Raw genomic sequence first — 19,535 nt, forward strand, 5'->3', positions numbered from 1 at the left:
TCGATCACAAAGCAAAAGCCGCCCACATCGTTGGGCGGCTTTTTATTGCACAAAGTTCTGCAGCATAAATTGCAGCATTTTAATCTCTATGCACCCAGTGTCATGATCTCATAGCCTTTGTCGGTGACGACAAGCGTGTGTTCATATTGCACCGTGGCGTCGCCAGTATCAGAAAACAGCGTCCAGCCATCATCACAATCCACCGCCCATTTCGCCCCAAGAGACAGGAACGGTTCGATGGTGATCACCTGCCCTTTTTTAAGGGTCCGGCGTTCTTTGGGATCATCCCATGTCGGGATGGTATGAGGATGTTCGTGTAGTGATTTACCAATACCGTGGCTCGCAAGATTGCGGATCAGGGTATAGCCGCCCTTACGCGCGAAGTTTTCGACCTTAAGCCCGATTTCGCGGATGGGTGCCTTGTCACGGACAACCTTGATCCCGGCCCACATGGCTTTTTTGCCATCGTCGCACAGTTTGATCAGTTCGGGTTTTCCCGCACCACAGATAAAGCTGGCTCCAGTATCGGAAAAATACCCATCAAGGGAAGCGGAAACATCAATGTTAACCAAGTCACCATCCGCAAGAACCTGATCGCCGGGAATGCCATGCGCAACAGCTTCATTAACACTGATGCAGGTCGCTCCGGGGAACTTATATTCGCTTTCCGGGGCTGAAACGGCCCCTGCATCTTCAAGAACCTTTCGCCCGATGAGGTCAAGTTCCGCGGTGGTGATGCCGGGTACTGCCGCAGCCCCCATAACGTCCCGCGCGCGCGCGCAAATGCGGCCAATACGACGCAGATGATCGAGTTCTTTATCCGATGAAATTGTCATTAAATGGTTATTACGATGCTGTGCTGCGAAGTCAAGAAAACCCGTTTTCGACAAGCCACATAAATGCAGATGTGGCTACTTCGCGATATCTTCAGCATTAGCCACGCCCTTGCATTTCGCCAGATATTTCATGACCGGACGGCATATCCCGCAGGACAGAATGGTTCATTGTACCCTGCCCATTCCATAACCATTCGATACAACAATAACACTATACTTAAATTTGATAGTATATTTGAAAATCAGGATGTTGATGGCCACAATGCACGACGAAAACCAACCAAACACCAACATGTACAACCCGCAACCAAATAGGGTGCTATGACCATTACCCAAATTATCTATTGGCTTGAACTGGCGGGCGTTGCGGTGTTTGCGATCACAGGCGCACTTGAAGCATCCCGACGCCAGATGGATGTTGTCGGCTTTGTCCTAATCGCGACCTTTACCGGCATTGGTGGTGGGACAGTGCGTGATGTGATTACCGGGGAAACGCCGGTTTTCTGGATCAAGGATCCGGCCTGGATCATTACCTGTATTGCCGCGGCGATCTTTACCTATTTTACGGCCCATCTTGTCGAGCGGCGCTATGTCGCGCTGATCTGGCTTGATGCACTGGGGCTTGCACTTTTTGGCGTCACCGGGGCGGCCATTGGATTGAACCTTGGTGTTTCGCCACTTGTTGCCATCATCCTTGGCATGATCACCGCAACGTTTGGCGGCATGGTCCGCGACGTGGTTTGTAATGAAATCCCGCTTATCCTGCGCCCAGAAATTTACATCAGCTGTGCTTTTATGGGCGCCAGTATTTATGTGGTTGGCACGGATATTCTTGAACTTCCCCGTGGCCCGATTGCTTTCATCGCATTCTTTGCCGCCTTTATCCTGCGCGCTGCCGCAATCAAGTTCAAGCTGGGGTTCCCGGTCTATAAAGCACGTCCGGGGCGGGAGTATTGATCAGCGTCATTTTGGTTTTTACGAAATATGCGCTTTGTAAACCCAAACGAAAGACGTTGGAAAATAAGCTTGTCTTCGGCAGACATTCAAAATAGGCAAAAAAATGTCCAATCCGGTTCAGGGTATATTGCAAACAGCAGACGATTTTTTTGCGAAAGGCGAATTTCGTGAGGCTTCACGGAAGTATCTTGAGGTGTTACGCATACAGTCTGATCACCCAGTTGCCCTGCATCACCTTGGACTATGTTGCTACCGGACGGGTTCGCACGAACAGGCAAGAAATCTGATATTCCAATCCGTTTCTATTCAGCAAAACAATGCAGTAGCCCACGACCATCTCGGCGTTGTTTTGGTTGCCTTAAACGATTTTATACACGCAGAGGCCAGCTTCAAAAGCGCTATCGCTATTCAACCAAGCTATGTTGATGCCTATCATAATCTGGGTGCGCTTTTGATAAAGCAGAAACACTATTCGCGCGCGCTTGCGATACTCGAAAGCAGCCCAAGCACGCCCAAAGGTGCGTTAAGTAGACACAAACTTCTCGGCCAAACGCACTTGCTTCTTGGTAATACGGATCAGGCGTTAACCCACCTAGAACAGGCACTGATGCAGAGATCATCAGATCCTGACGTATTGTCTGACATCGCAACCGCGCTCGAAAAACAAAGTCGACACTCCGAGGCCTTAAAGTTTCACAGCCTCGCCATTGGCCGCCGACCCGGCGAAAATCGTCACTGGCAACTATTTTGTGACTGTCTGAAAATATTGACCGCGTCGACACCATCCTCTGCGGGCGTCGAAATTAGGTTACAACATCTGATTCGCTCCGAAACTCTGCCGATGCAGGACCTTGTGCAAACCGTGATTGTCGCAGCCGAGCACGATACGCAAATCGCCGAAGTACTCAGCCGCTGGGCCAAGCCCGATGCGGTTGGTATTTCAGATCCTTGGTCAGACATGATTACGTTGGCAAAATGCACATCCCTGATGATGCTGATGTCTGCAACCCCGATCGACAACATTGCTCTTGAGAGAATTCTGACACGCTGCCGCAGGGAAATGCTGACATCGGATACGTCACGTGATGATGAAATATTACCCCTTGCGATCAGCCTTGCCCTGCAGTGCTTTAATAACGAGTATGCTTATGTCGTTTCCGAAGCAGAAAAGCAGGCCATAAGCCAACTTGAAAATAAACTGGCAAAAATTATCGCGGATGGCGCCACCCCGAACCCGGTGGAATTGACGATACTAGCTGCCTACGCACCACTATCTCATTATGCGTGGGCAAACATACTGACAGCACAAAATTGGCCCAGTTCGCTCCTGCCGGTTATAGAAAGGCAGATAAAAGAGCCGCTGGAAGAAAACGAGATTCGACCGACTATCGGCCAACTGACAAAAATCTCAGATGGCGTGTCTTCTTCTGTACGCGACATGTATGAGCAGAACCCATACCCAAGGTGGATAAACGCAGCAGTTCGCAGATACGATCTGTCAATCGCCGACGTCCTGACATCCCCCCCTATTTTACTTGAACTTGGCGATTATGTTGCGCCAGACGCGCCAGAAATACTGGTTGCCGGCTGTGGGACCGGGCAACATTCTATCCAACCTGCCACACGCTACAAAGCATCGAAGGTAACCGCAGTTGACCTTAGTCTTGCCAGCCTAGCTTATGCGAAACGGCAATCTGCAAAACTCAACATAGACAACATTTCCTTTTTCCAAGCAGATATTCTACAACTTGATGAAATAGAGAAGCAGTTTGATGTTGTTGAATGTGTCGGCGTTTTACACCATCTCGAAAACCCGCTTTTGGGATGGGAAACTCTTGTACGACGCGTCAAACCCGGCGGCCTCATGAAGATTGGTCTGTATAGCGAGGCAGCCCGACAGGACGTTCTGGCAGGGCGCAAAATTGTTGCCGAACAAAATTTCGAACCAACCGCGGACGGCATTCGTACGTGCCGACAATATATTATCAACGCAGCCGCAAAAGGTGATCCGGTCTTAGCCCAACTATGCCGCAGATCAGACTTTCATAGTTTGAGTGCTTGTCGCGACCTGATCTTTCATATTCAGGAACACCGCTTCACCTTGCCGGAAATCAAAGAATATTTGAAAACCCTTAATCTGGAATTTCTCGATTTCGAAATGAATTTCGCGGGTCAACTCAGTAATTTCCGGAAAGAACTAAACGGATTTTCTGCTGAAAAACGTCTTGATAAATGGCACGCGTATGAACTTGATAACCCCGATACATTCAGAGCAATGTATCAGTTCTGGTGTCGAAAACCTGCCCAGTAAACGTATCTGCACTATTCGACAATTAGCTGCACCCGGTCACTGGAAAAGGCGGTAACGCCGAACTCAATCGGAACACCTGCCGAATCGACATCAATGCTTTCGGTCGAGATTACCGGGCGGTTTTTGGCCTGCTTTAGCAGGCTTGCGACACGTGACGAGGGCAGTGCTGCTGAAATGCGGGTGGTTTTGCGGGTATAATCGTCAATACCGAACCGTTTGAACGCTTCGGTCAGCGATTTTGTTTCGATGAAAATCTCGACAATGCCTTCAAATCGTGCGGCTGGCAGGTAACTTGTCGCCACCGCCAGCGGCACACCGTCGGCTTCGGACACTGAAAACAGTTCAATCACCCGTGTGCCCAGCTTTACGTCCAGACATTGCGCAACCGTTGCAGTTGCCTTGAGCACCTCGGACGATACCAAGCGTTTGTCCGGCAATCGATGACGCCCGGATACAATCTGGGAAAACCGGGTTTTAGCGCCCAGCGGGTAATCAAGGATCTGTTCCTGAACAAAGGCCCCGCGTCCCTGTTCCACCCGGACGACATTGGTATCGACGAGGGCCGCGATCGCACGGCGTACGGTATGGCGATTCACACCGAAACGGCGCACCAGTTCCATTTCGGTCGGCATTTTATCCCCTGGGGAAAACACCCCGTCCGCAATATCTGTCAGAAGCTGTTTTTCGATTTGCTTCCAGATAGATAGCCCCGGCTCCCAATCCATAACTTTTCCCGTTCACAAAACTTTCACCGCAAGACCTTTGCCAAGGTCGATAGATCGGCTTATAACGTAAATATGTATAGACGTCTAGACAAATTTTGAATTTGTCGACATCCATGAAAAAGGATCAGACATATGATGGCCCAGGCCGCCCCGACCGCAGCACCAGACACCGCGAAGACGGACGACAGCGCGATAGCTGCGCGTCAACGCTGGATGGCAGTTCTTGCCCGCACTGACCGTAAGACCCTTGAAACCGAATGGTCCGACAAATACGGCGCGACCACGTGGAGCCATCTGCGCGAGCCACAAGTCGGCATGGTGATGGTGCGCGGTCGCGCAGGCGGTGGAGGACAGCGGTTCAACCTTGGCGAAATGACGGTTACACGCTGCGCTGTAACCCTTTCAGACGGAACTGTTGGTCACTCATACGTCAAGGGACGTGATCGGGTTCAGGCACAATATGCCGCCCTGTTTGACGCCGTTATGTTGCGCGATCAGACCGCCAGCGCCTTTATCGACATCCTTGCCGAACAACAAGCCGCTGCCAAACGTGACCATGCCCATAAGGTTGCCGCAACCAAAGTCGATTTCTTTACCCTTGTCCGCGGAGAAGACGAATGACCCTGCAATCCCAGACAAGTAACTTGCTGCCCGGTTTTGATCATGCCGCATTTGATTCGAACGCTGTTTTCCGTGTGTTACTTGACGCCATGTCGCGCCCCGGCCGCATTTACAACCTGCCGATTAACATCACTGCACCAGATGGCCTAAACACATCCTCCACCGCGGCACTTCTTGCAATGGCGGATATGGACACCACGGTTTGGTTGTCGCCCGCTTGTGCGACCAACGCGGCCACCACGCATTTGAAATTCCATTGCGGCAGCCCGATCACAACAGACGCCTCGCAGGCCGATTTTGCCGTTGCGCGCTGTGACGAAGATCTGTCCTTTATCACCCAGCTTCCAGTTGGCACTGCCGAATACCCTGATCAGTCGGCAACATTGATCCTGCTGGTCGATGACATCACCGACAACTCGGAAATGCATCTTCGGGGTCCAGGGATCAAAGATACCCATAGTTTGGATATCAAAGGTCTTCCGGCGGCGTTTCATGCGTGGCGGGCCGAGAACCATCATCTTTTCCCATGCGGTGTCGATGTCATTTTCGCGACCGACACCAAAATCGCCGCCCTTTCACGCACCACCCGGATTGAGGTCAAGTAACCATGTATGTTGCTGTAAAAGGTGGCGAACGCGCCATCAACAATGCCCACCGGCTTCTGGCAGAACAGCGCCGTGGCAACAAAGACGTCAGAGAAATCGAAACCGACCAGATCGAACAGCAATTGTCGCTGTCGGTCACCCGGGTTATGGCCGAAGGATCGCTTTACGACCGCGATCTGGCCGCCCTTGCGATCAAGCAGGCGCGCGGTGATTTGATCGAAGCCATTTTCCTAATGCGTGCTTATCGCACGACCTTGCCGCGCTTTGCCTTTTCCAAACCGATAAAAACAGCGGAAATGGACGTATCACGCCGTATTTCTGCAACGTTTAAAGACCTTCCGGGAGGGCAAATTCTTGGCCCGACGTTTGACTATACGCACCGACTTTTGGACTTCACCCTGATGGCCAATGGCGAAGACCCCGCCGAAGCGCCAAGTGGTGAAAACCCGGTTGATGACCATATGCCGCGTGTTTTGGATGATATCCTGAACTACGAGGGACTTATTCAAGATGAACCAACACCGGTTGATGAAAATGCCCCGGTTGCTGATTTAACCCGCGAACCGATCAAATTCCCGGCCGGGCGTGACTTGCGTTTACAAAACCTGTCACGCGGGGATGAAGGCTTTGTTCTGGCCCTTGGGTATTCCACACAGCGTGGATATGCCAACAGTCACGCCTTTGTGGGTGAAATTCGCTATGGCACGGTATCGGTCGAAATCGAACCCGAAGAACTCGGCTTTGCCATTGATATCGGCGATATTGAACTGACCGAGTGCGAAACCGTCAACAAGTTCAAGGGATCGAAAACCAAACTGCCACAGTTTACCCGTGGATATGGCCTTGTCTTTGGTCAGAACGAACGCAAATCGATTTCGATGGCATTGGTCGACCGTGCCATGCGCGCCAATGAAATGGGCGAACAAATCATGGGCCCGGCGCAAGACAGCGAGTTCGTTATGGAACACAGCGACAATGTCCAATCCACCGGCTTTGTCGAACATATCAAACTGCCTCATTACGTCGATTTCCAGGGTGAACTGGAACTGGTGCGCCGCATGCGGACCGAGGTCGAAGCCCGACTTGCCAAGGCCGACGCACAAGAAATCAAAACCCAATCCGAAGCCGCGGAGTAATCGCCATGGAACAGACTGTACATAATGCGGCTGATACGGCTTCGGCCTATAATTTTGCCTATCTTGATGAACAAACCAAACGCATGATCCGGCGCGCACTGCTTAAAGCCGTTGCCATTCCGGGGTATCAGGTGCCGTTTGCCGGTCGTGAAATGCCAATGCCCTATGGCTGGGGCACCGGCGGGGTTCAGGTAACAGCCGCTGTCATTGGCCCCAAAGATACCCTGAAAGTCATTGATCAGGGGGCGGACGACACCACCAATGCAGTGTCCATTCGCCAGTTCTTTGCCAAGACCGCCAATGTGGCAACCACGGAAAAAACCGCAGAGGCGTCAATCATTCAAACCCGGCACCGCATTCCCGAAAAGGAATTGCGCGAAGATCAGGTTCTTGTCTATCAGGTTCCTATTCCTGAGCCACTTCGTTTTCTTGAACCACGTGAAACCGAAACCCGGAAAATGCACGCGCTTGAAGAATATGGCCTGATGCATGTGAAACTATACGAAGACATCGCCCGTCACGGCCATATTGCAACGACCTATGCCTATCCGGTGATGGTCGACGATCGCTATGTGATGGATCCGTCCCCAACCCCAAAATTTGACAATCCGAAAATGGATAACATGGCAGCGCTTCAGCTTTTCGGGGCCGGTCGTGAGAAACGTATCTATGCTCTGCCACCCTACACCAAGGTCAAAAGCCTTGATTTCGAAGATCACCCGTTTGAGGTGCAATCATGGGACGACGAATGCGGCATGTGCGGTTCGCACGACAGTTACCTTGATGAAGTCATCCTCGATGACAAAGGCAACCGGATGTTTGTTTGCTCTGACACCGATTATTGCAGCGAACGACAGGAAGCCGGCCATCGTGGACCGCAACATCATGACCAGCCGCTTGGCAGTCCCAAAAGCAACCCAAGCAGCGAAAAGGCAGCAGAGTAATGACCAAGATGAATGATCCGCTTCTGCGCGTTGATAACCTGACCATGATGTATGGTGACCGGGTTGGCTGCAAGGATGTCAGCTTTGAACTCCGCCCGGGCGAGGTTCTTGGCATCGTTGGTGAATCCGGTTCGGGAAAGTCAACTTTGCTGCGCAGCATTTCCGCACAACAAGAACCAACCAAAGGCCGCGTTGAGTATCAAACCCGGATTGACGGCACCCGCGACGTTTATGAAATGTCCGAAGCTCAGCGCCGGTTGTTGATGCGTACCGACTGGGCGTTTGTCCATCAGAACCCGCGAGATGGCCTGCGCATGAACGTCAGTGCCGGGGCGAACATTGGCGAACGCCTGATGGCGGTGGGTGATCGCCATTATGGCAATATTCGCAGTTCTGCTGACAACTGGCTGGGTAAAGTCGAAATTGCGTCCGAGCGCCTTGATGATTTACCGTCGACCTTTTCGGGCGGCATGCAGCAACGTTTGCAGATTGCCCGCAACCTCGTAACCAGCCCGCGCCTCGTCTTTATGGACGAACCCACGGGTGGTCTGGACGTTTCGGTTCAGGCGCGTTTGCTCGATCTGCTGCGCGGGCTGGTTCACGACCTTAATCTTGCAGTGATTATCGTCACCCACGACCTCGCAGTGGCCCGTTTGCTGTCTCACCGTTTGATGGTGATGCAACAGGGCAAGGTGATTGAAAGCGGCCTGACCGATCAGGTTCTTGATGATCCGCAGCATGCCTACACCCAGCTGCTTGTTTCTTCCATTCTTCAGAACTGAACCCGGGGCGAAAAAATGTCTGAAATGCTTCATGCTCAAAACGTCTCAAAAAGCTTTACCTTGCACACGCAGGGCAGCGTAACGATCCCGGTTTTTAATGACATAGAGTTTAGTTTATCGGCGGGAGACTGTATTGCGCTGACTGGCGAGTCCGGATCAGGAAAAAGTACATTCATGCGCATGCTTTACGCCAATTACACATGTTCAAGCGGATCAATCAACGTCAGGCATGATGGCGGATGGCTCGACATCACCACGGCCAGCCCGCATGCGATCCTTGACATGCGCAAACGCACGATGGGCTATGTCAGCCAGTTTTTGCGTGTTATTCCGCGTGTGCCGACGCTGGAAATTGTTGCCGAACCACTGGTCGCACTTGGCACGTCGCGGGCCGATGCTATGGAAAAGGCACGCGGTCTTTTGACCCGCCTGCGTATTCCTGAACGTCTTTGGCAGCTTTCGCCATTGACCTTTTCGGGCGGCGAACAGCAACGTGTGAATATTGCCCGTGGCTTTATTGCCGATTATCCAGTCATGCTGCTTGACGAACCGACCGCATCGCTTGATGTCGACAACCGTGCAACGGTTCTGGCACTGATCGAAGAAGCCAAATCCCGTGGGGCGGCAATTGCCGGTATTTTCCACGACCATGAGACCCGTGATGCGGTCTGCACAGGGTCATTTGATGTGACATCGTTTAAAGTTGGGGCCAATGACTGAACAGATTTTTACAAACGCCAAAATTGTGCTAGCGAACGATGTCATTGACGGTGCTGTGCAGATAAAGGACGGGATCATTACAGATGTGTCGGATCGGGCATCCAACCTGCCCGGCGCCGAAGATATGGGCGGGGACTACCTGATGCCCGGTCTTGTCGAACTGCACACAGACAATCTCGACAAACATCTGACCCCACGCCCAAAAACCCGCTGGCCGGCCACCGCTGCGGTTATCGCGCATGACAATCAGGTTGCAAGTGCCGGGATTACGACTGTTTTTGACGCCGTATCGATTGGCGATGTCAATGAAGGGTCAGAACGTATTGTCCGGCTGGTTGAATCGGTCGAGGCTCTTGCCCACGCGCAAGATAACAATCTTTTGCGCGCGGATCACAAATTGCATCTGCGCTGCGAAACGTCCTTTCCCGGCATGATTGACGCCGTTGGTACCTTGGTTGAGATGCCACTGGTGAAAATGTTGTCGGTCATGGATCACACACCGGGCCAGCGCCAATTCGTTAGTCTAGAAGCCTATTACACCTATTATCAGGGGAAATATGGCCTGAATGACGAGGAAATGCGCAAATTTGTCGCAACACGCAGACGCGATTCCGAACTCTATTCCGCAAAGCATCGCCGCCATGTGGTCGAAACGGCGCATGCTAGGGGGCTTGCGCTGGCAAGCCACGATGACGCCACCAATGCCCATGTGGCCGAAGCCGTCGCCGATAAAATGACGGTCGCTGAATTCCCGACCACGCTTGAGGCCGCCAAGGCATCACATGAGGCAGGACTTGGTGTGATGATGGGCGGCCCCAATCTTGTGCGCGGTGGATCGCATAACGGTAATGTCGCCGCAGGCGATCTCGCCAAGAACGGTTATCTTGATATTATTTCCAGCGACTATGTCCCGCACAGCCTGCTGCATGGGGCGATGAAGCTGTTTGATGATTTCAACGAATATGATCTGCCACGTGCCATTCGCACCGTTTCGCTCAACCCAGCAACTCAGGTCGATCTTACCGACCGTGGTGAAATCGCCGTTGGCAAACGCGGCGATCTGATCCGCGTCCATCATTCTCCCCATCATCCAATCGTGCGCGGTGTCTGGCGCGAAGGTGTCCGGGTATCATGACCGAACATGACGACCGGCATCATCCAACGGATGATGCCCCCAAAAGCGGACTGTTGATCCTTGTTGTCGGCCCCAGCGGGGTTGGAAAAGACAGCCTTCTTGACGGTGCCCGTGACCGACTTTCCGAAGAAGCACATTGCTGCTTTCCACGGCGATGCATTACCCGCCCGGCAGGGACCATTGGTGAAAATCATATTCCGGTGCGCCCGGATGATTTCCCGTCAATGGCCAAACAGGGCGCCTTCCTTCTGAGTTGGCGGGCCCATGATATGTGTTATGGCGTACCACGCCATGTGCAAGATGATGTGACCAATGGCAAAACGGTAATCGTCAATGTGTCGCGCAGCGTGATTGACGATGCACGCGCACTTGTCGGCGAAGATCATGTGCGTGTCATCAGCATCTGCGCCAATTCAGATGTTTTGCGTCAACGTCTTGAAGCACGGGGACGCGAAGACCGGTATGAAGTTGAAAAACGTCTGGCGCGCGCATCGGCCTACCAAGTTAATGGGCCAAACGTCATGCAGGTGCAAAACGACGCAGATTTGGAAACCGGGATCAGCCGATTTATCGAGGCGATCCGCGCACCTCAGCTAAACTCGGAACCTGTATGAAGCAACATCGAAGAAACTAGCCCATGAGAAATGCTGCAGTAAACTCTGCAGCATTTTCTTATCCGGCCAAAGCAAAACGCTTTAACAAACGAAACGGCTTTCCGTTTCCGGGATCGCCAAAAAGACAGATATCATCAATCTGAAACGGCGCATCACAGAGCGGCGCGATAATTGGCCTGAGGGATTCTTCAAACCTTGCCAATTGCTCAGGGGCAAGTTTGTTGCTGAGCGTCAGGTGGAAGCGAAATTCTTCCATGACATAGGGATAGCCCCAAGCGACAAGATAGTCTTCCTGACGTTCTGTCAGCCCGGCAGCACGACGCTTGTTCATGGCCGCCACATCTTCAGGCTTGCGAAAATCATCAAGACTACGCACCAGCATTCCAGCCAGATTTTCAAGTGGCGCAACCGGCTCGGTCGGTAGCAATGCTAAAAACAGACCAATGGATTTCAATGTCAGCGGACCACATGTAATCGGCGCAGTCTCTGCACAAAGACTTTCCACCGCAGTCTCAAGCTCAGCACGGCTTTGCCCATCTTTTACCGCGAATGGCGGTTTCAGCGTCCCGTGAAAGCCATATCGGGTTGGCGATGTGGTTGCCGCGATCACGTCATCCGCATCAATCCGTAAAACAGCCGGGCGGGGAAGATCATCATCCGTGACCGGATCCCGACCAAGCCACGCATTACCAAACTGGCCAAGGTCGCTTTGGGCAGACGGAGCATAATAAAGTGCATAGCGTTGATAGTCGGTCATGGGGGCTCTTTGAACTGCGGTCTTGATACAGACAAGTATCTTGGGAAGGCATTAAGGGTTGCGCAACAGAGAAGTTACCTGGCATGGGGAATTGACCTAGGAAGCCTGACATCTCCGGCTCGACGCAATCAGATCGTATCGAATTTCAGACAGAAATCACGCACCGGAAGTGTTCGGAAATCACTCAGATTTTCCGCAAGCATGTCATGACACCAGTCCCACCAACGGATGCGCAACAAGGCATCGACAATGTCGGCTTCAAATCGTGGACGCAGGGGTGTAGCCGGTATGCCTGTCACAATCGTATAGGGCGCAACGTCCTTGGTCACCACCGCCCCCGATCCAACAACGGAGCCAGTCCCGATGGTGACACCACCCTGAACGATGGCGCCATGACCGATCCAGACATCATGTTCAAGTTTGACCCGCTTTTCTCGACGCCAGTCAAAAAACGCCGGATCATCATCACCCAGATCATAGGCGCTGGATCGATACTGGAAATGATGCATGGACGCCCGATCCATCGGGTGCTGCCCAGGGTTGATGCGCGTATGAGCCGCTATATTGACGAATTTCCCGATGTCCGAATAGATGATTTCACTGTCATTGACGACATAGGAATAATTGCCCATCACTGTCTCGCGGATATTGGTCCGCGGGCCAATCTCGGTCCAGGATCCCAGTTCGCAATCAACAACAACGGCAGTTTCATCAAGGGTCGGCTGTTCGGATAATTTCTTCATCGCCGGTTTGGTTTGCGTAATCTTGTATCCCATTGATTAGGTCACAAGCTTACGAAGACGCTGCGATACGATATCGAGCAGGCTGACAGAAATAATGATGATGATCATAACGGCTGCGGTTTCGGCGTAATAAAACGCCCGGATATATTCCCAAAGAACCATACCAATCCCGCCGGCACCAACAATGCCAAGCACCGTGGCAGACCGCACATTTGATTCAAAACGATACAAAGAATAAGAAATCCAAAGCGGAAGAACCTGCGGGATCACGCCGAAAATAACTTCCTGCAACCCATTGGCACCGGTTGCCCGAATGCCTTCGACCGGCTCAGGATCAATGGCCTCAACCGCCTCGGAAAACAGTTTTGCCAGAACACCGGTCGTATGGATCCAAAGTGCCAACACACCTGCAAACGGGCCAAGGCCCACGGCAACAACGAATAACATGGCAAAAACCATTTCATTGATTGCGCGGAAGGAATCCATCAGGCGGCGCACCGGCTGATACACCCAGAACGGAACAATGTTTTCAGAACACAAAATGCCAAACGGGATCGAACAAACAATCGCAAGTGCGGTGCCCCAGATTGCAATCTGGATCGTGATCCACATTTCACTGACATAGGTTTTCCACATCAAAAAATCTGGTGGGAAAAATCCATCTGCGAAATCGACCATGTTGCCACTGTTTTCGATCAGGGCCATCGGGCGCATATCAGCCCCCTCCCACGACCACGCCAAAAGACCGAAAATGAAGGCCCAAAGAAGCATGCTTCCCATCGACCGTTTAAGGTCGCGCGGCGGCAAGTCCGGTGCGGCAAGTGATGTCGAAGAAATGCTGCTGTTCATCGTGTAAATCCCGGATGGTAAATACGAACAGGGAGCGCACTTTTGGTGCGCTCCCTGCCAAAAGGCGGATTATTCGTAAGAAACAAGAATGTCGAGTTCAGCGAGTTTCTTGTCGATGAAAGCAACACGTTCTGCTTTTTCGTCAGCAGACAGTTCTTCGGTGTTCTGGATTTTCAGCTTGTCTTTGAAAAGTGCGAGCTGACGGATCGGGTAAAGCTGCGCGTTGGAGCTTTCCATGAATTTGCCCATGCCGTCCTGAATGCCACCAAGAACCTTGTTGGCTTCTTCAACATTGCCAAGGCGACCGTAGCCCAAGAAGAAGGCCTTGATTTCAGATTTCAGTTCACGCGACAGGTCTTTACGATACACCATCGGATCAGACGGGATCAGCGGCGAGGTCCAGATTACTTTGACCTTGTCGGTGATTTCAGGCTTGACCATGTTGGTCCGTGCAAGCTGCTCGGAGTTGTTGGCAGCAACATCAACCTGTTTGTTGGCAGTCGCCATCAGGTTGGTTTCATGGTTCGCATTACGAACGGTCTTAAAGCAATCTTTCGGGTCAACGCCGTTCTGTGCAAAGACATAATAAGACGGCACGAGGAAGCCCGAGGTCGAGTTCGGATCGCCAATACCAAAGTTCAGCGAACCATCGCATTTAAGCATGTCGGCAAGCGTGTTGAGTTTGTCGTTATCTGCCTGCGTGATGATGTGGGAATAATACCCGTTCGTGCCATCGCTTTTGGACGTCTGAACGAAGACTTCACCGCCTGCACGGTCAACGGCTTCCATTGCGGATTTGTTACCAAACCAACCAACGTGAACCTTACCAAAACGCATGCCTTCGATGATACCGGCATAATCCGGGGCAAAGAATGCGTCGACTTTTTTGCCAAGCACTTCTTCCATATCATCGATCATCGGCTGCCACTGAGCTTTCAGGTTGGAACTCGACTCAGTCGAGATAAAACCAAAAACGATGGTCTCCGGATCATTTTCAAGCGGTTTGAAATCAACATCGGCCTGGGCGAAGCCCGAAGCGAGCATGCTTGCTGCAAGTGCAACAGACGCAATTGTTTTACGGATCATAAGAAGTCCCCTGTCATATTTGATTTAGACATGAATTCAAAAAGGTAAGGCAGTTCACATCAGTGACCCGGCTAGCTGGTCGCCACAGCCAGATCCTTTTTCGCAACCGGCTCGGCCACGGGCTTTGCCGTGTCATGAGAACCATCTGCAAAAAGCTCGGAAGAATATTCACCGTAAAGTTCTTGGAGGAACGCCGGTGTCAGTTGGCTTGACGGCCCGTCAAACACAACTTCACCATCGCGCATGGCGATGGTGCGTTTGCAATAATCCTTGGCGTAATCGACTTGATGAAGAGATACGATCACAGTGACGTTGTCTTCGCGGTTTACGCGATCAAGCGTATTCATCACCTTGCGCGATGATGCCGGATCAAGCGACGCAATCGGCTCGTCAGCCAAAATAAGACGTGCACCCTGTGTGATTGTACGCGCAATTGCCGCACGCTGTTGCTGACCACCGGAAAGATGACGGGCTTTTTTAGTGGCATGACCATCGATGCCAACACGTGCCAAGGCACTCATGGCGCGCATGCGTTCGGATTTTGTAAACATGCACAACGACCCGCGCCATGCTGGCACACGTCCCAGCATCCCCATCAAAACGTTGGTCAAAACCGTCAAGCGGCTCACAAGGTTGAATTGCTGGAAGATCACACCGATGTCGGCGCGCACCTTGCGTGCACCACGGGAAATCTTGCCATTTTCCTGAATGGTCTCGCCAAAGACGGCAATCTTGCCACCATCACGGTCCCCGCGCAGCAACCCGGCAATATGGCGAATAAGAGTGGATTTTCCCGAACCGGATGCGCCAATCAGCGCCACCATTTCACCTTCCCGAACCTGGAGCCTGACATTATTCAGCGCACGCTTGTCACGGGAAAAGCTTTTGTTCAGTCCGGATATATCTACAACCAGCATCAAGAATTCGCCTGCATATGTTTCGCTGGAGGATGAAACTACGCGTGAACGGCGACTCTATGGTGACACTGATGTTACAGTTCGATGATTACGGAGGCCTAATTTGCCCGACAACAATTAAACTTGTCTATACATCAAGTATTTTTAGAATTGAAAACCAGGATATGAAAAATAGAAACTGTCATACTCATATTTACATATGAATGTGACCACTAAAAAAGATCGAACCATAAAATAATGATCGCGAAAAACCACATAAATATAAGTAAACATCCTCAGCCATACGGCAAAAATGGTCAATTTCTATATTCTATTGATTGCATCCATGACGTCTTCTTCAATCTCTACCCCGTCGTATTCTGCCTTCTGTCTAACCGACTTACCGCGCCGCCCCGGAAGTCGTACACCTTCTTCGGCGGCAATTTCATTGGCAATGCTGGCAAGGTGATCTGCAATATCGGGCCCACCGGTTGCTACGGGATCAATGGCAATGATCATTTGTCCCAGAGCAGGAGGCTTGCCCTTATCATCAAACAGCGATGATGACTGATGACCAAACTGTGCCCCGGTAAGACCCGCTGCCAAAAGCTCAACCATCATGGCAAGTGCGGCACCCTTTACCCCGCCAGCAGGAACCATGGTGCCCTCAAGGGCCTTCGCCGCATCGGTGGTCGGATTGCCATCTATATCGACCGCCCAGTCATCGGGAATTGAAACACCCTTTTGTTTGGCCGCCATGATCTTTCCGCGCGCGACCTTGGACAAGGCAAGGTCAATCACAATCGGGTCACCGGCATTCCCAACCGGCACACCAAAAGCAATCGGGTTGGTTCCAAACATTGGGCGGCGCCCACCCCATGCCGCCATCGCAGCCGGTGCATTGGCAAACATCATCGCCGCCAGTCCCTGCTCGGCCAGTCGTTCAACCGTCAGCCCCATAACCCCCGCATGATGTGATTTGTGGATGGATGCAATCGCAATCCCCTGACGACGTGCCATTTTGGGCAGATGTTTAACCATCAAATCCAAAGCCGGATAGGCAAAACCAAACTGCGCATCAATCCGCAAGACGCCCGGTGTCGGCATTTGCATTGTCGGTATGGCAAAGCCATTGACCTTGCCTGCAAGTGCCTGAGCGCAATAGGCGGGCACACGACGAAATCCATGCCCGCCCTGCCCGGATGCCTCGGCTGCTACCAGTGCTGTCGCAACGGATTCTGCGTTGTCTTTACTGACCTTTGATCGGATCAATGTATCACTGACGAGCGCATGCGCATCGGACAGGGAGATTTTCATAATGAGGTGACCTTGGACTTGGATGTTCTGTCATGACGGGCAGGATCCATATCATAGCCAAATCAGCTCATATTGCGCAAAGGCGTTTTCATTTCAGTATGTGGATTATGCTGAGGGTTAGGCCTTGCGCTAAAATATTGCCTTAAACATATGCGACAGTGTCACTGAGAATAGGGAACAGTCTGGCCATACTTGTGCGGTATCGGCCGGGACAGAGATAAAAACGGAAAATCATCATGCTTACTGTCAAATCGACGACGCTTTCTTCCTTTGCTATGGCAAGTGCCCTGTTGCTGGCAGCCTGCAACACCACCAGCAAATCCGAACAGCCCGAAATGGTAAGTAACTGGTCGGCAATAACGGGCAAGAATTGGCAACTCTCAATGGTCGTGGACGGGAACGAAACCCTGGCCCCAATGTCACCCGTTCTAGCCAGTGCAAACTTCACTGCAGACAGCAAAGTTGTCGGGTCGACCGGCTGTAACCGTTACTTTGGTACATATGAAGAAAACGATGGGAAACTGAAATTATCGCCGCTTGGCGCCACGCAAATGATGTGTGTTGAAGATGCCATGGCGATCGAAAACGCATTTAATAATGCGATGGAAAAGGTCAGCGATTGGCAGCTTACCAAAGATGCGCTGGTGCTAAGCGACACCAACGGAAAACCGATCATGGAATTTGTCCCGATCACGCCGTAAATATCTCAACACAAAAATCGCACGTCAAACGTGCCAAACGTAAGAAGGGGTGCAAATTTGCACCCCTTCTTTTCTAAGATTGTCTTGTCCTGCAATTCGCAGGGCAGGCATCAGTCGCTGTCGACAGTTGCCTCGGAATTTGCACCGACCGCCTTGGGTTCCGTACGCAATCCTTGAATGATCGAGTAACACGCCAGTAGCAGAACAATTGCAAACGGGAAGCCGGTAGAAACCGCCATCGCCTGCAACGATCCAAGACCACCGCCCAGAAGCAGTGCAATTGCCACCAGTCCTTCGAACGTGCACCAGAACACACGCTGCGGCACTGGCGCATCCACCTTGCCACCGGCCGTGATTGTATCGATCACAAGCGAACCGGAATCCGACGAGGTCACAAAGAATACAATCACCAGAACGATACCAAGGAAGGACGTAATTGCCTGCAATGGCATCTGCTCAAGCATCGTAAACAGCTTGATCGGAAGGCCGGCCTCGGCAATCGCAGTAACACCTTCAGTCACCATGTGAACGGCAGTCCCGCCAAATGCGGTCATCCACAGAATGCAGACCAGTGACGGAATGATAAGGACACAAGTGAGGAATTCACGCACGGTGCGACCACGCGAAACACGCGCGATGAACATGCCGACAAACGGTGACCAGGAAATCCACCAAGCCCAGTAGAACGACGTCCAGCCTTGGCTAAAGTTGGTATCGGCACGCCCAACCGGATTGGAAAGTGCCGGCAGATATTCAACATAGGCTACCAGACTGGTGAAGAAGCCCGTGATGATGTCCATCGTCGGCCCAACCAGCACAACAAACAGCAAAAGTAATGCCGCCAGCACCATATTGATTTCCGAAAGGCGTTTGACCCCGGCATCAAGCCCGGCCAGCACCGAAATCAAGGCCACACCGGTAATCGCAATGATCAAGAAAACTTTTGATCCATCGCTGACCGGAATATCAAACAGGAAGTTAAGACCGGCGTTGGCTTGTTCCGCACCAAAACCAAGTGACGTCGCCAAGCCAAACAGCGTGGCGAAAACCGCCAAAATATCAATGCAATGACCAGTCCAGCCCCAAACGCGTTCACCAAAGATCGGATAGAAAACCGAACGCATGGTGAGCGGCAATCCCTTATTAAAGGAAAACAGCGCAAGTGCCAGTGCCACCGTGGCATAGATTGCCCAAGGATGAAGTCCCCAGTGGAAAATTGTTGCCGCCATGCCAAGATCAAATGCGGCATCTGCATCACCGGCCGCAGCACCAAGCGGTGCCCAGTCGGTTCGCATGCCGTCATCCCCGAACGCAGTTCCACCAAACGAGGACGTGAAATGCGAAATCGGCTCAGACACACCGTAGAACATAAGGCCGATGCCCATGCCTGCAGCAAATAGCATCGCGAACCAACCCGAATAAGAGTAATCCGGGGTCGCATCGGCACCACCAAGACGCACTCGGCCAAGCGGCGAGACAATTAAGAACAGGCACAACACAACAAAGACATTGGCAACCGATAGGAAGAACCAGTCAAAAGTCGATGTCAGCCAACCGCGAAGGTCATTAAACATCGGCCCGACACTTTCCTGAAAGGCCAGTGTGAGGAAGACGAAAGCAACAATAGACAATCCTGAAATCAAAAAGACCGGATTGTGTACATCAAGGCCAAAAGGCCCTATCTCTTTTTGGAAATTGTCTTGCCCGATTTCATAATCCGTCTTGATCGGGTTTGCCGCACCATCTGGGCTTTCAATGCCCGTGTCAGCTTCTGACCCCATTTTAAACTCCCTAAGTTTA

20 protein-coding genes are annotated in these 19,535 nt (G+C 51.9%); 11 read left to right on the top strand and 9 right to left on the bottom strand.

Annotated elements, in window-relative coordinates; all coding sequences use genetic code 11:
• Positions 1–86: 86 nt before the first annotated feature.
• Positions 87–836 (bottom strand): type I methionyl aminopeptidase, encoded by a 750-nt coding sequence (gene map, locus AMM48_RS13680; RefSeq protein WP_102784470.1) that lies wholly within the window; start codon positions 834–836, stop codon positions 87–89.
• A gap of 321 nt (positions 837–1,157) precedes the next feature.
• Between map and AMM48_RS13685 the strand changes: the two genes are divergently transcribed.
• Together AMM48_RS13685 and AMM48_RS13690 are read left to right on the top strand one after the other, a co-directional pair.
• Positions 1,158–1,793 carry a trimeric intracellular cation channel family protein gene (locus AMM48_RS13685; RefSeq protein ID WP_022731774.1) on the top strand — a complete coding sequence of 212 codons (636 nt, stop codon included), beginning with the start codon at positions 1,158–1,160 and terminating at the stop codon, positions 1,791–1,793.
• Between the two features lie 103 nt (positions 1,794–1,896).
• Complete coding sequence (locus AMM48_RS13690; RefSeq protein ID WP_102784471.1) at positions 1,897–4,104, top strand: methyltransferase domain-containing protein; 2,208 nt, start codon at positions 1,897–1,899, stop codon at positions 4,102–4,104.
• Between the two features lie 11 nt (positions 4,105–4,115).
• On the opposite strand, the gene phnF is transcribed toward AMM48_RS13690, so the two are convergent.
• Positions 4,116–4,829: a phosphonate metabolism transcriptional regulator PhnF gene (gene phnF / locus AMM48_RS13695; protein WP_102784472.1), complete on the bottom strand. Its 714-nt coding sequence runs from the start codon at positions 4,827–4,829 to the stop codon at positions 4,116–4,118.
• Between the two features lie 132 nt (positions 4,830–4,961).
• On the opposite strand from phnF, the gene phnG reads away from it, so the two are divergent.
• Genes phnG through phnN form a run of 8 tightly spaced genes read left to right on the top strand, consistent with a single transcriptional unit; the run spans position 4,962 to position 11,386 of the window.
• A complete protein-coding gene (gene phnG / locus AMM48_RS13700; protein WP_198413535.1) occupies positions 4,962–5,450 on the top strand; it encodes a phosphonate C-P lyase system protein PhnG in 489 nt (162 codons plus the stop codon).
• Positions 5,447–6,055, top strand: a complete 609-nt coding sequence (gene phnH, locus AMM48_RS13705; protein WP_102784473.1) for a phosphonate C-P lyase system protein PhnH — start codon at positions 5,447–5,449, stop codon at positions 6,053–6,055. Before phnG ends, phnH begins: the two co-directional genes overlap by 4 nt.
• Positions 6,056–6,057: 2 nt before the next feature.
• A complete protein-coding gene (locus AMM48_RS13710; protein ID WP_022731779.1) occupies positions 6,058–7,191 on the top strand; it encodes a carbon-phosphorus lyase complex subunit PhnI in 1,134 nt (377 codons plus the stop codon).
• 5 nt (positions 7,192–7,196) lie between these two features.
• On the top strand, positions 7,197–8,135 hold the full coding sequence (locus tag AMM48_RS13715; RefSeq protein WP_102784474.1) for an alpha-D-ribose 1-methylphosphonate 5-phosphate C-P-lyase PhnJ: 939 nt from the start codon (positions 7,197–7,199) through the stop codon (positions 8,133–8,135).
• 8 nt (positions 8,136–8,143) lie between these two features.
• On the top strand, positions 8,144–8,917 hold the full coding sequence (gene phnK / locus AMM48_RS13720) for a phosphonate C-P lyase system protein PhnK (RefSeq protein WP_102784524.1): 774 nt from the start codon (positions 8,144–8,146) through the stop codon (positions 8,915–8,917).
• Positions 8,918–8,932: 15 nt separating this feature from the next.
• The gene (gene phnL, locus AMM48_RS13725) at positions 8,933–9,637 is read left to right on the top strand and encodes a phosphonate C-P lyase system protein PhnL (RefSeq protein WP_206748218.1); all 705 of its coding nucleotides are present in this window, start codon (positions 8,933–8,935) and stop codon (positions 9,635–9,637) included.
• Entirely contained in the window at positions 9,630–10,772 is a 1,143-nt protein-coding gene (locus tag AMM48_RS13730) for an alpha-D-ribose 1-methylphosphonate 5-triphosphate diphosphatase (protein ID WP_102784475.1), read from the top strand. The genes phnL and AMM48_RS13730 overlap by 8 nt, the downstream gene beginning before the upstream one ends.
• A complete protein-coding gene (phnN, locus tag AMM48_RS13735; protein WP_102784476.1) occupies positions 10,769–11,386 on the top strand; it encodes a phosphonate metabolism protein/1,5-bisphosphokinase (PRPP-forming) PhnN in 618 nt (205 codons plus the stop codon). The genes AMM48_RS13730 and phnN overlap by 4 nt, the downstream gene beginning before the upstream one ends.
• 58 nt (positions 11,387–11,444) lie before the next feature.
• Here the strand turns inward: phnN and AMM48_RS13740 are convergent, their stop codons facing one another.
• From AMM48_RS13740 to AMM48_RS13765, 6 genes are all read right to left on the bottom strand, one after another.
• On the bottom strand, positions 11,445–12,143 hold the full coding sequence (locus AMM48_RS13740) for a DUF1045 domain-containing protein (protein WP_102784477.1): 699 nt from the start codon (positions 12,141–12,143) through the stop codon (positions 11,445–11,447).
• Positions 12,144–12,271: 128 nt separating this feature from the next.
• Complete coding sequence (locus AMM48_RS13745) at positions 12,272–12,919, bottom strand: DapH/DapD/GlmU-related protein (RefSeq protein WP_102784478.1); 648 nt, start codon at positions 12,917–12,919, stop codon at positions 12,272–12,274.
• A gap of 3 nt (positions 12,920–12,922) precedes the next feature.
• On the bottom strand, positions 12,923–13,735 hold the full coding sequence (gene phnE / locus AMM48_RS13750) for a phosphonate ABC transporter, permease protein PhnE (RefSeq protein ID WP_102784479.1): 813 nt from the start codon (positions 13,733–13,735) through the stop codon (positions 12,923–12,925).
• Positions 13,736–13,804: 69 nt separating this feature from the next.
• Positions 13,805–14,821 carry a phosphonate ABC transporter substrate-binding protein gene (gene phnD, locus AMM48_RS13755; protein ID WP_102784480.1) on the bottom strand — a complete coding sequence of 339 codons (1,017 nt, stop codon included), beginning with the start codon at positions 14,819–14,821 and terminating at the stop codon, positions 13,805–13,807.
• A 71-nt stretch (positions 14,822–14,892) separates the two neighbouring features.
• Positions 14,893–15,738: a phosphonate ABC transporter ATP-binding protein gene (gene phnC, locus AMM48_RS13760; protein ID WP_102784481.1), complete on the bottom strand. Its 846-nt coding sequence runs from the start codon at positions 15,736–15,738 to the stop codon at positions 14,893–14,895.
• Between the two features lie 303 nt (positions 15,739–16,041).
• Positions 16,042–17,034 carry an Ldh family oxidoreductase gene (locus AMM48_RS13765; protein WP_102784482.1) on the bottom strand — a complete coding sequence of 331 codons (993 nt, stop codon included), beginning with the start codon at positions 17,032–17,034 and terminating at the stop codon, positions 16,042–16,044.
• Positions 17,035–17,270: 236 nt separating this feature from the next.
• Here AMM48_RS13765 and AMM48_RS13770 point away from each other — a divergent pair, with 236 nt between their 5' ends.
• Positions 17,271–17,735: an META domain-containing protein gene (locus tag AMM48_RS13770; protein WP_102784483.1), complete on the top strand. Its 465-nt coding sequence runs from the start codon at positions 17,271–17,273 to the stop codon at positions 17,733–17,735.
• A gap of 110 nt (positions 17,736–17,845) precedes the next feature.
• Here the strand turns inward: AMM48_RS13770 and AMM48_RS13775 are convergent, their stop codons facing one another.
• On the bottom strand, positions 17,846–19,516 hold the full coding sequence (locus tag AMM48_RS13775; RefSeq protein ID WP_102784484.1) for a BCCT family transporter: 1,671 nt from the start codon (positions 19,514–19,516) through the stop codon (positions 17,846–17,848).
• Between the last annotated feature and the right edge of the window lie 19 nt (positions 19,517–19,535).

The sequence above is a fragment of the Thalassospira sp. GB04J01 genome (assembly GCF_000751115.1).
Lineage (GTDB): Bacteria > Pseudomonadota > Alphaproteobacteria > Rhodospirillales > Thalassospiraceae > Thalassospira > Thalassospira lucentensis.

Bases quoted from the DNA above. Each gene is read 5' to 3' on its own strand.
- AMM48_RS13740 (WP_102784477.1), bottom strand. From the start codon at position 12,143: ATGACCGACTATCAACGCTATGCACTTTATTATGCTCCGTCTGCCCAA.
- AMM48_RS13745 (WP_102784478.1), bottom strand. From the start codon at position 12,919: ATGGGATACAAGATTACGCAAACCAAACCGGCGATGAAGAAATTATCC.
- phnH (WP_102784473.1), top strand. From the start codon at position 5,447: ATGACCCTGCAATCCCAGACAAGTAACTTGCTGCCCGGTTTTGATCAT.
- AMM48_RS13690 (WP_102784471.1), top strand. From the start codon at position 1,897: ATGTCCAATCCGGTTCAGGGTATATTGCAAACAGCAGACGATTTTTTT.
- AMM48_RS13710 (WP_022731779.1), top strand. From the start codon at position 6,058: ATGTATGTTGCTGTAAAAGGTGGCGAACGCGCCATCAACAATGCCCAC.
- phnE (WP_102784479.1), bottom strand. From the start codon at position 13,735: ATGAACAGCAGCATTTCTTCGACATCACTTGCCGCACCGGACTTGCCG.
- phnN (WP_102784476.1), top strand. From the start codon at position 10,769: ATGACCGAACATGACGACCGGCATCATCCAACGGATGATGCCCCCAAA.
- phnG (WP_198413535.1), top strand. From the start codon at position 4,962: ATGATGGCCCAGGCCGCCCCGACCGCAGCACCAGACACCGCGAAGACG.
- phnD (WP_102784480.1), bottom strand. From the start codon at position 14,821: ATGATCCGTAAAACAATTGCGTCTGTTGCACTTGCAGCAAGCATGCTC.
- AMM48_RS13730 (WP_102784475.1), top strand. From the start codon at position 9,630: ATGACTGAACAGATTTTTACAAACGCCAAAATTGTGCTAGCGAACGAT.
- AMM48_RS13775 (WP_102784484.1), bottom strand. From the start codon at position 19,516: ATGGGGTCAGAAGCTGACACGGGCATTGAAAGCCCAGATGGTGCGGCA.
- map (WP_102784470.1), bottom strand. From the start codon at position 836: ATGACAATTTCATCGGATAAAGAACTCGATCATCTGCGTCGTATTGGC.
- AMM48_RS13685 (WP_022731774.1), top strand. From the start codon at position 1,158: ATGACCATTACCCAAATTATCTATTGGCTTGAACTGGCGGGCGTTGCG.
- AMM48_RS13765 (WP_102784482.1), bottom strand. From the start codon at position 17,034: ATGAAAATCTCCCTGTCCGATGCGCATGCGCTCGTCAGTGATACATTG.
- phnL (WP_206748218.1), top strand. From the start codon at position 8,933: ATGTCTGAAATGCTTCATGCTCAAAACGTCTCAAAAAGCTTTACCTTG.
- AMM48_RS13770 (WP_102784483.1), top strand. From the start codon at position 17,271: ATGCTTACTGTCAAATCGACGACGCTTTCTTCCTTTGCTATGGCAAGT.
- phnK (WP_102784524.1), top strand. From the start codon at position 8,144: ATGAATGATCCGCTTCTGCGCGTTGATAACCTGACCATGATGTATGGT.
- phnC (WP_102784481.1), bottom strand. From the start codon at position 15,738: ATGCTGGTTGTAGATATATCCGGACTGAACAAAAGCTTTTCCCGTGAC.
- AMM48_RS13715 (WP_102784474.1), top strand. From the start codon at position 7,197: ATGGAACAGACTGTACATAATGCGGCTGATACGGCTTCGGCCTATAAT.
- phnF (WP_102784472.1), bottom strand. From the start codon at position 4,829: ATGGATTGGGAGCCGGGGCTATCTATCTGGAAGCAAATCGAAAAACAG.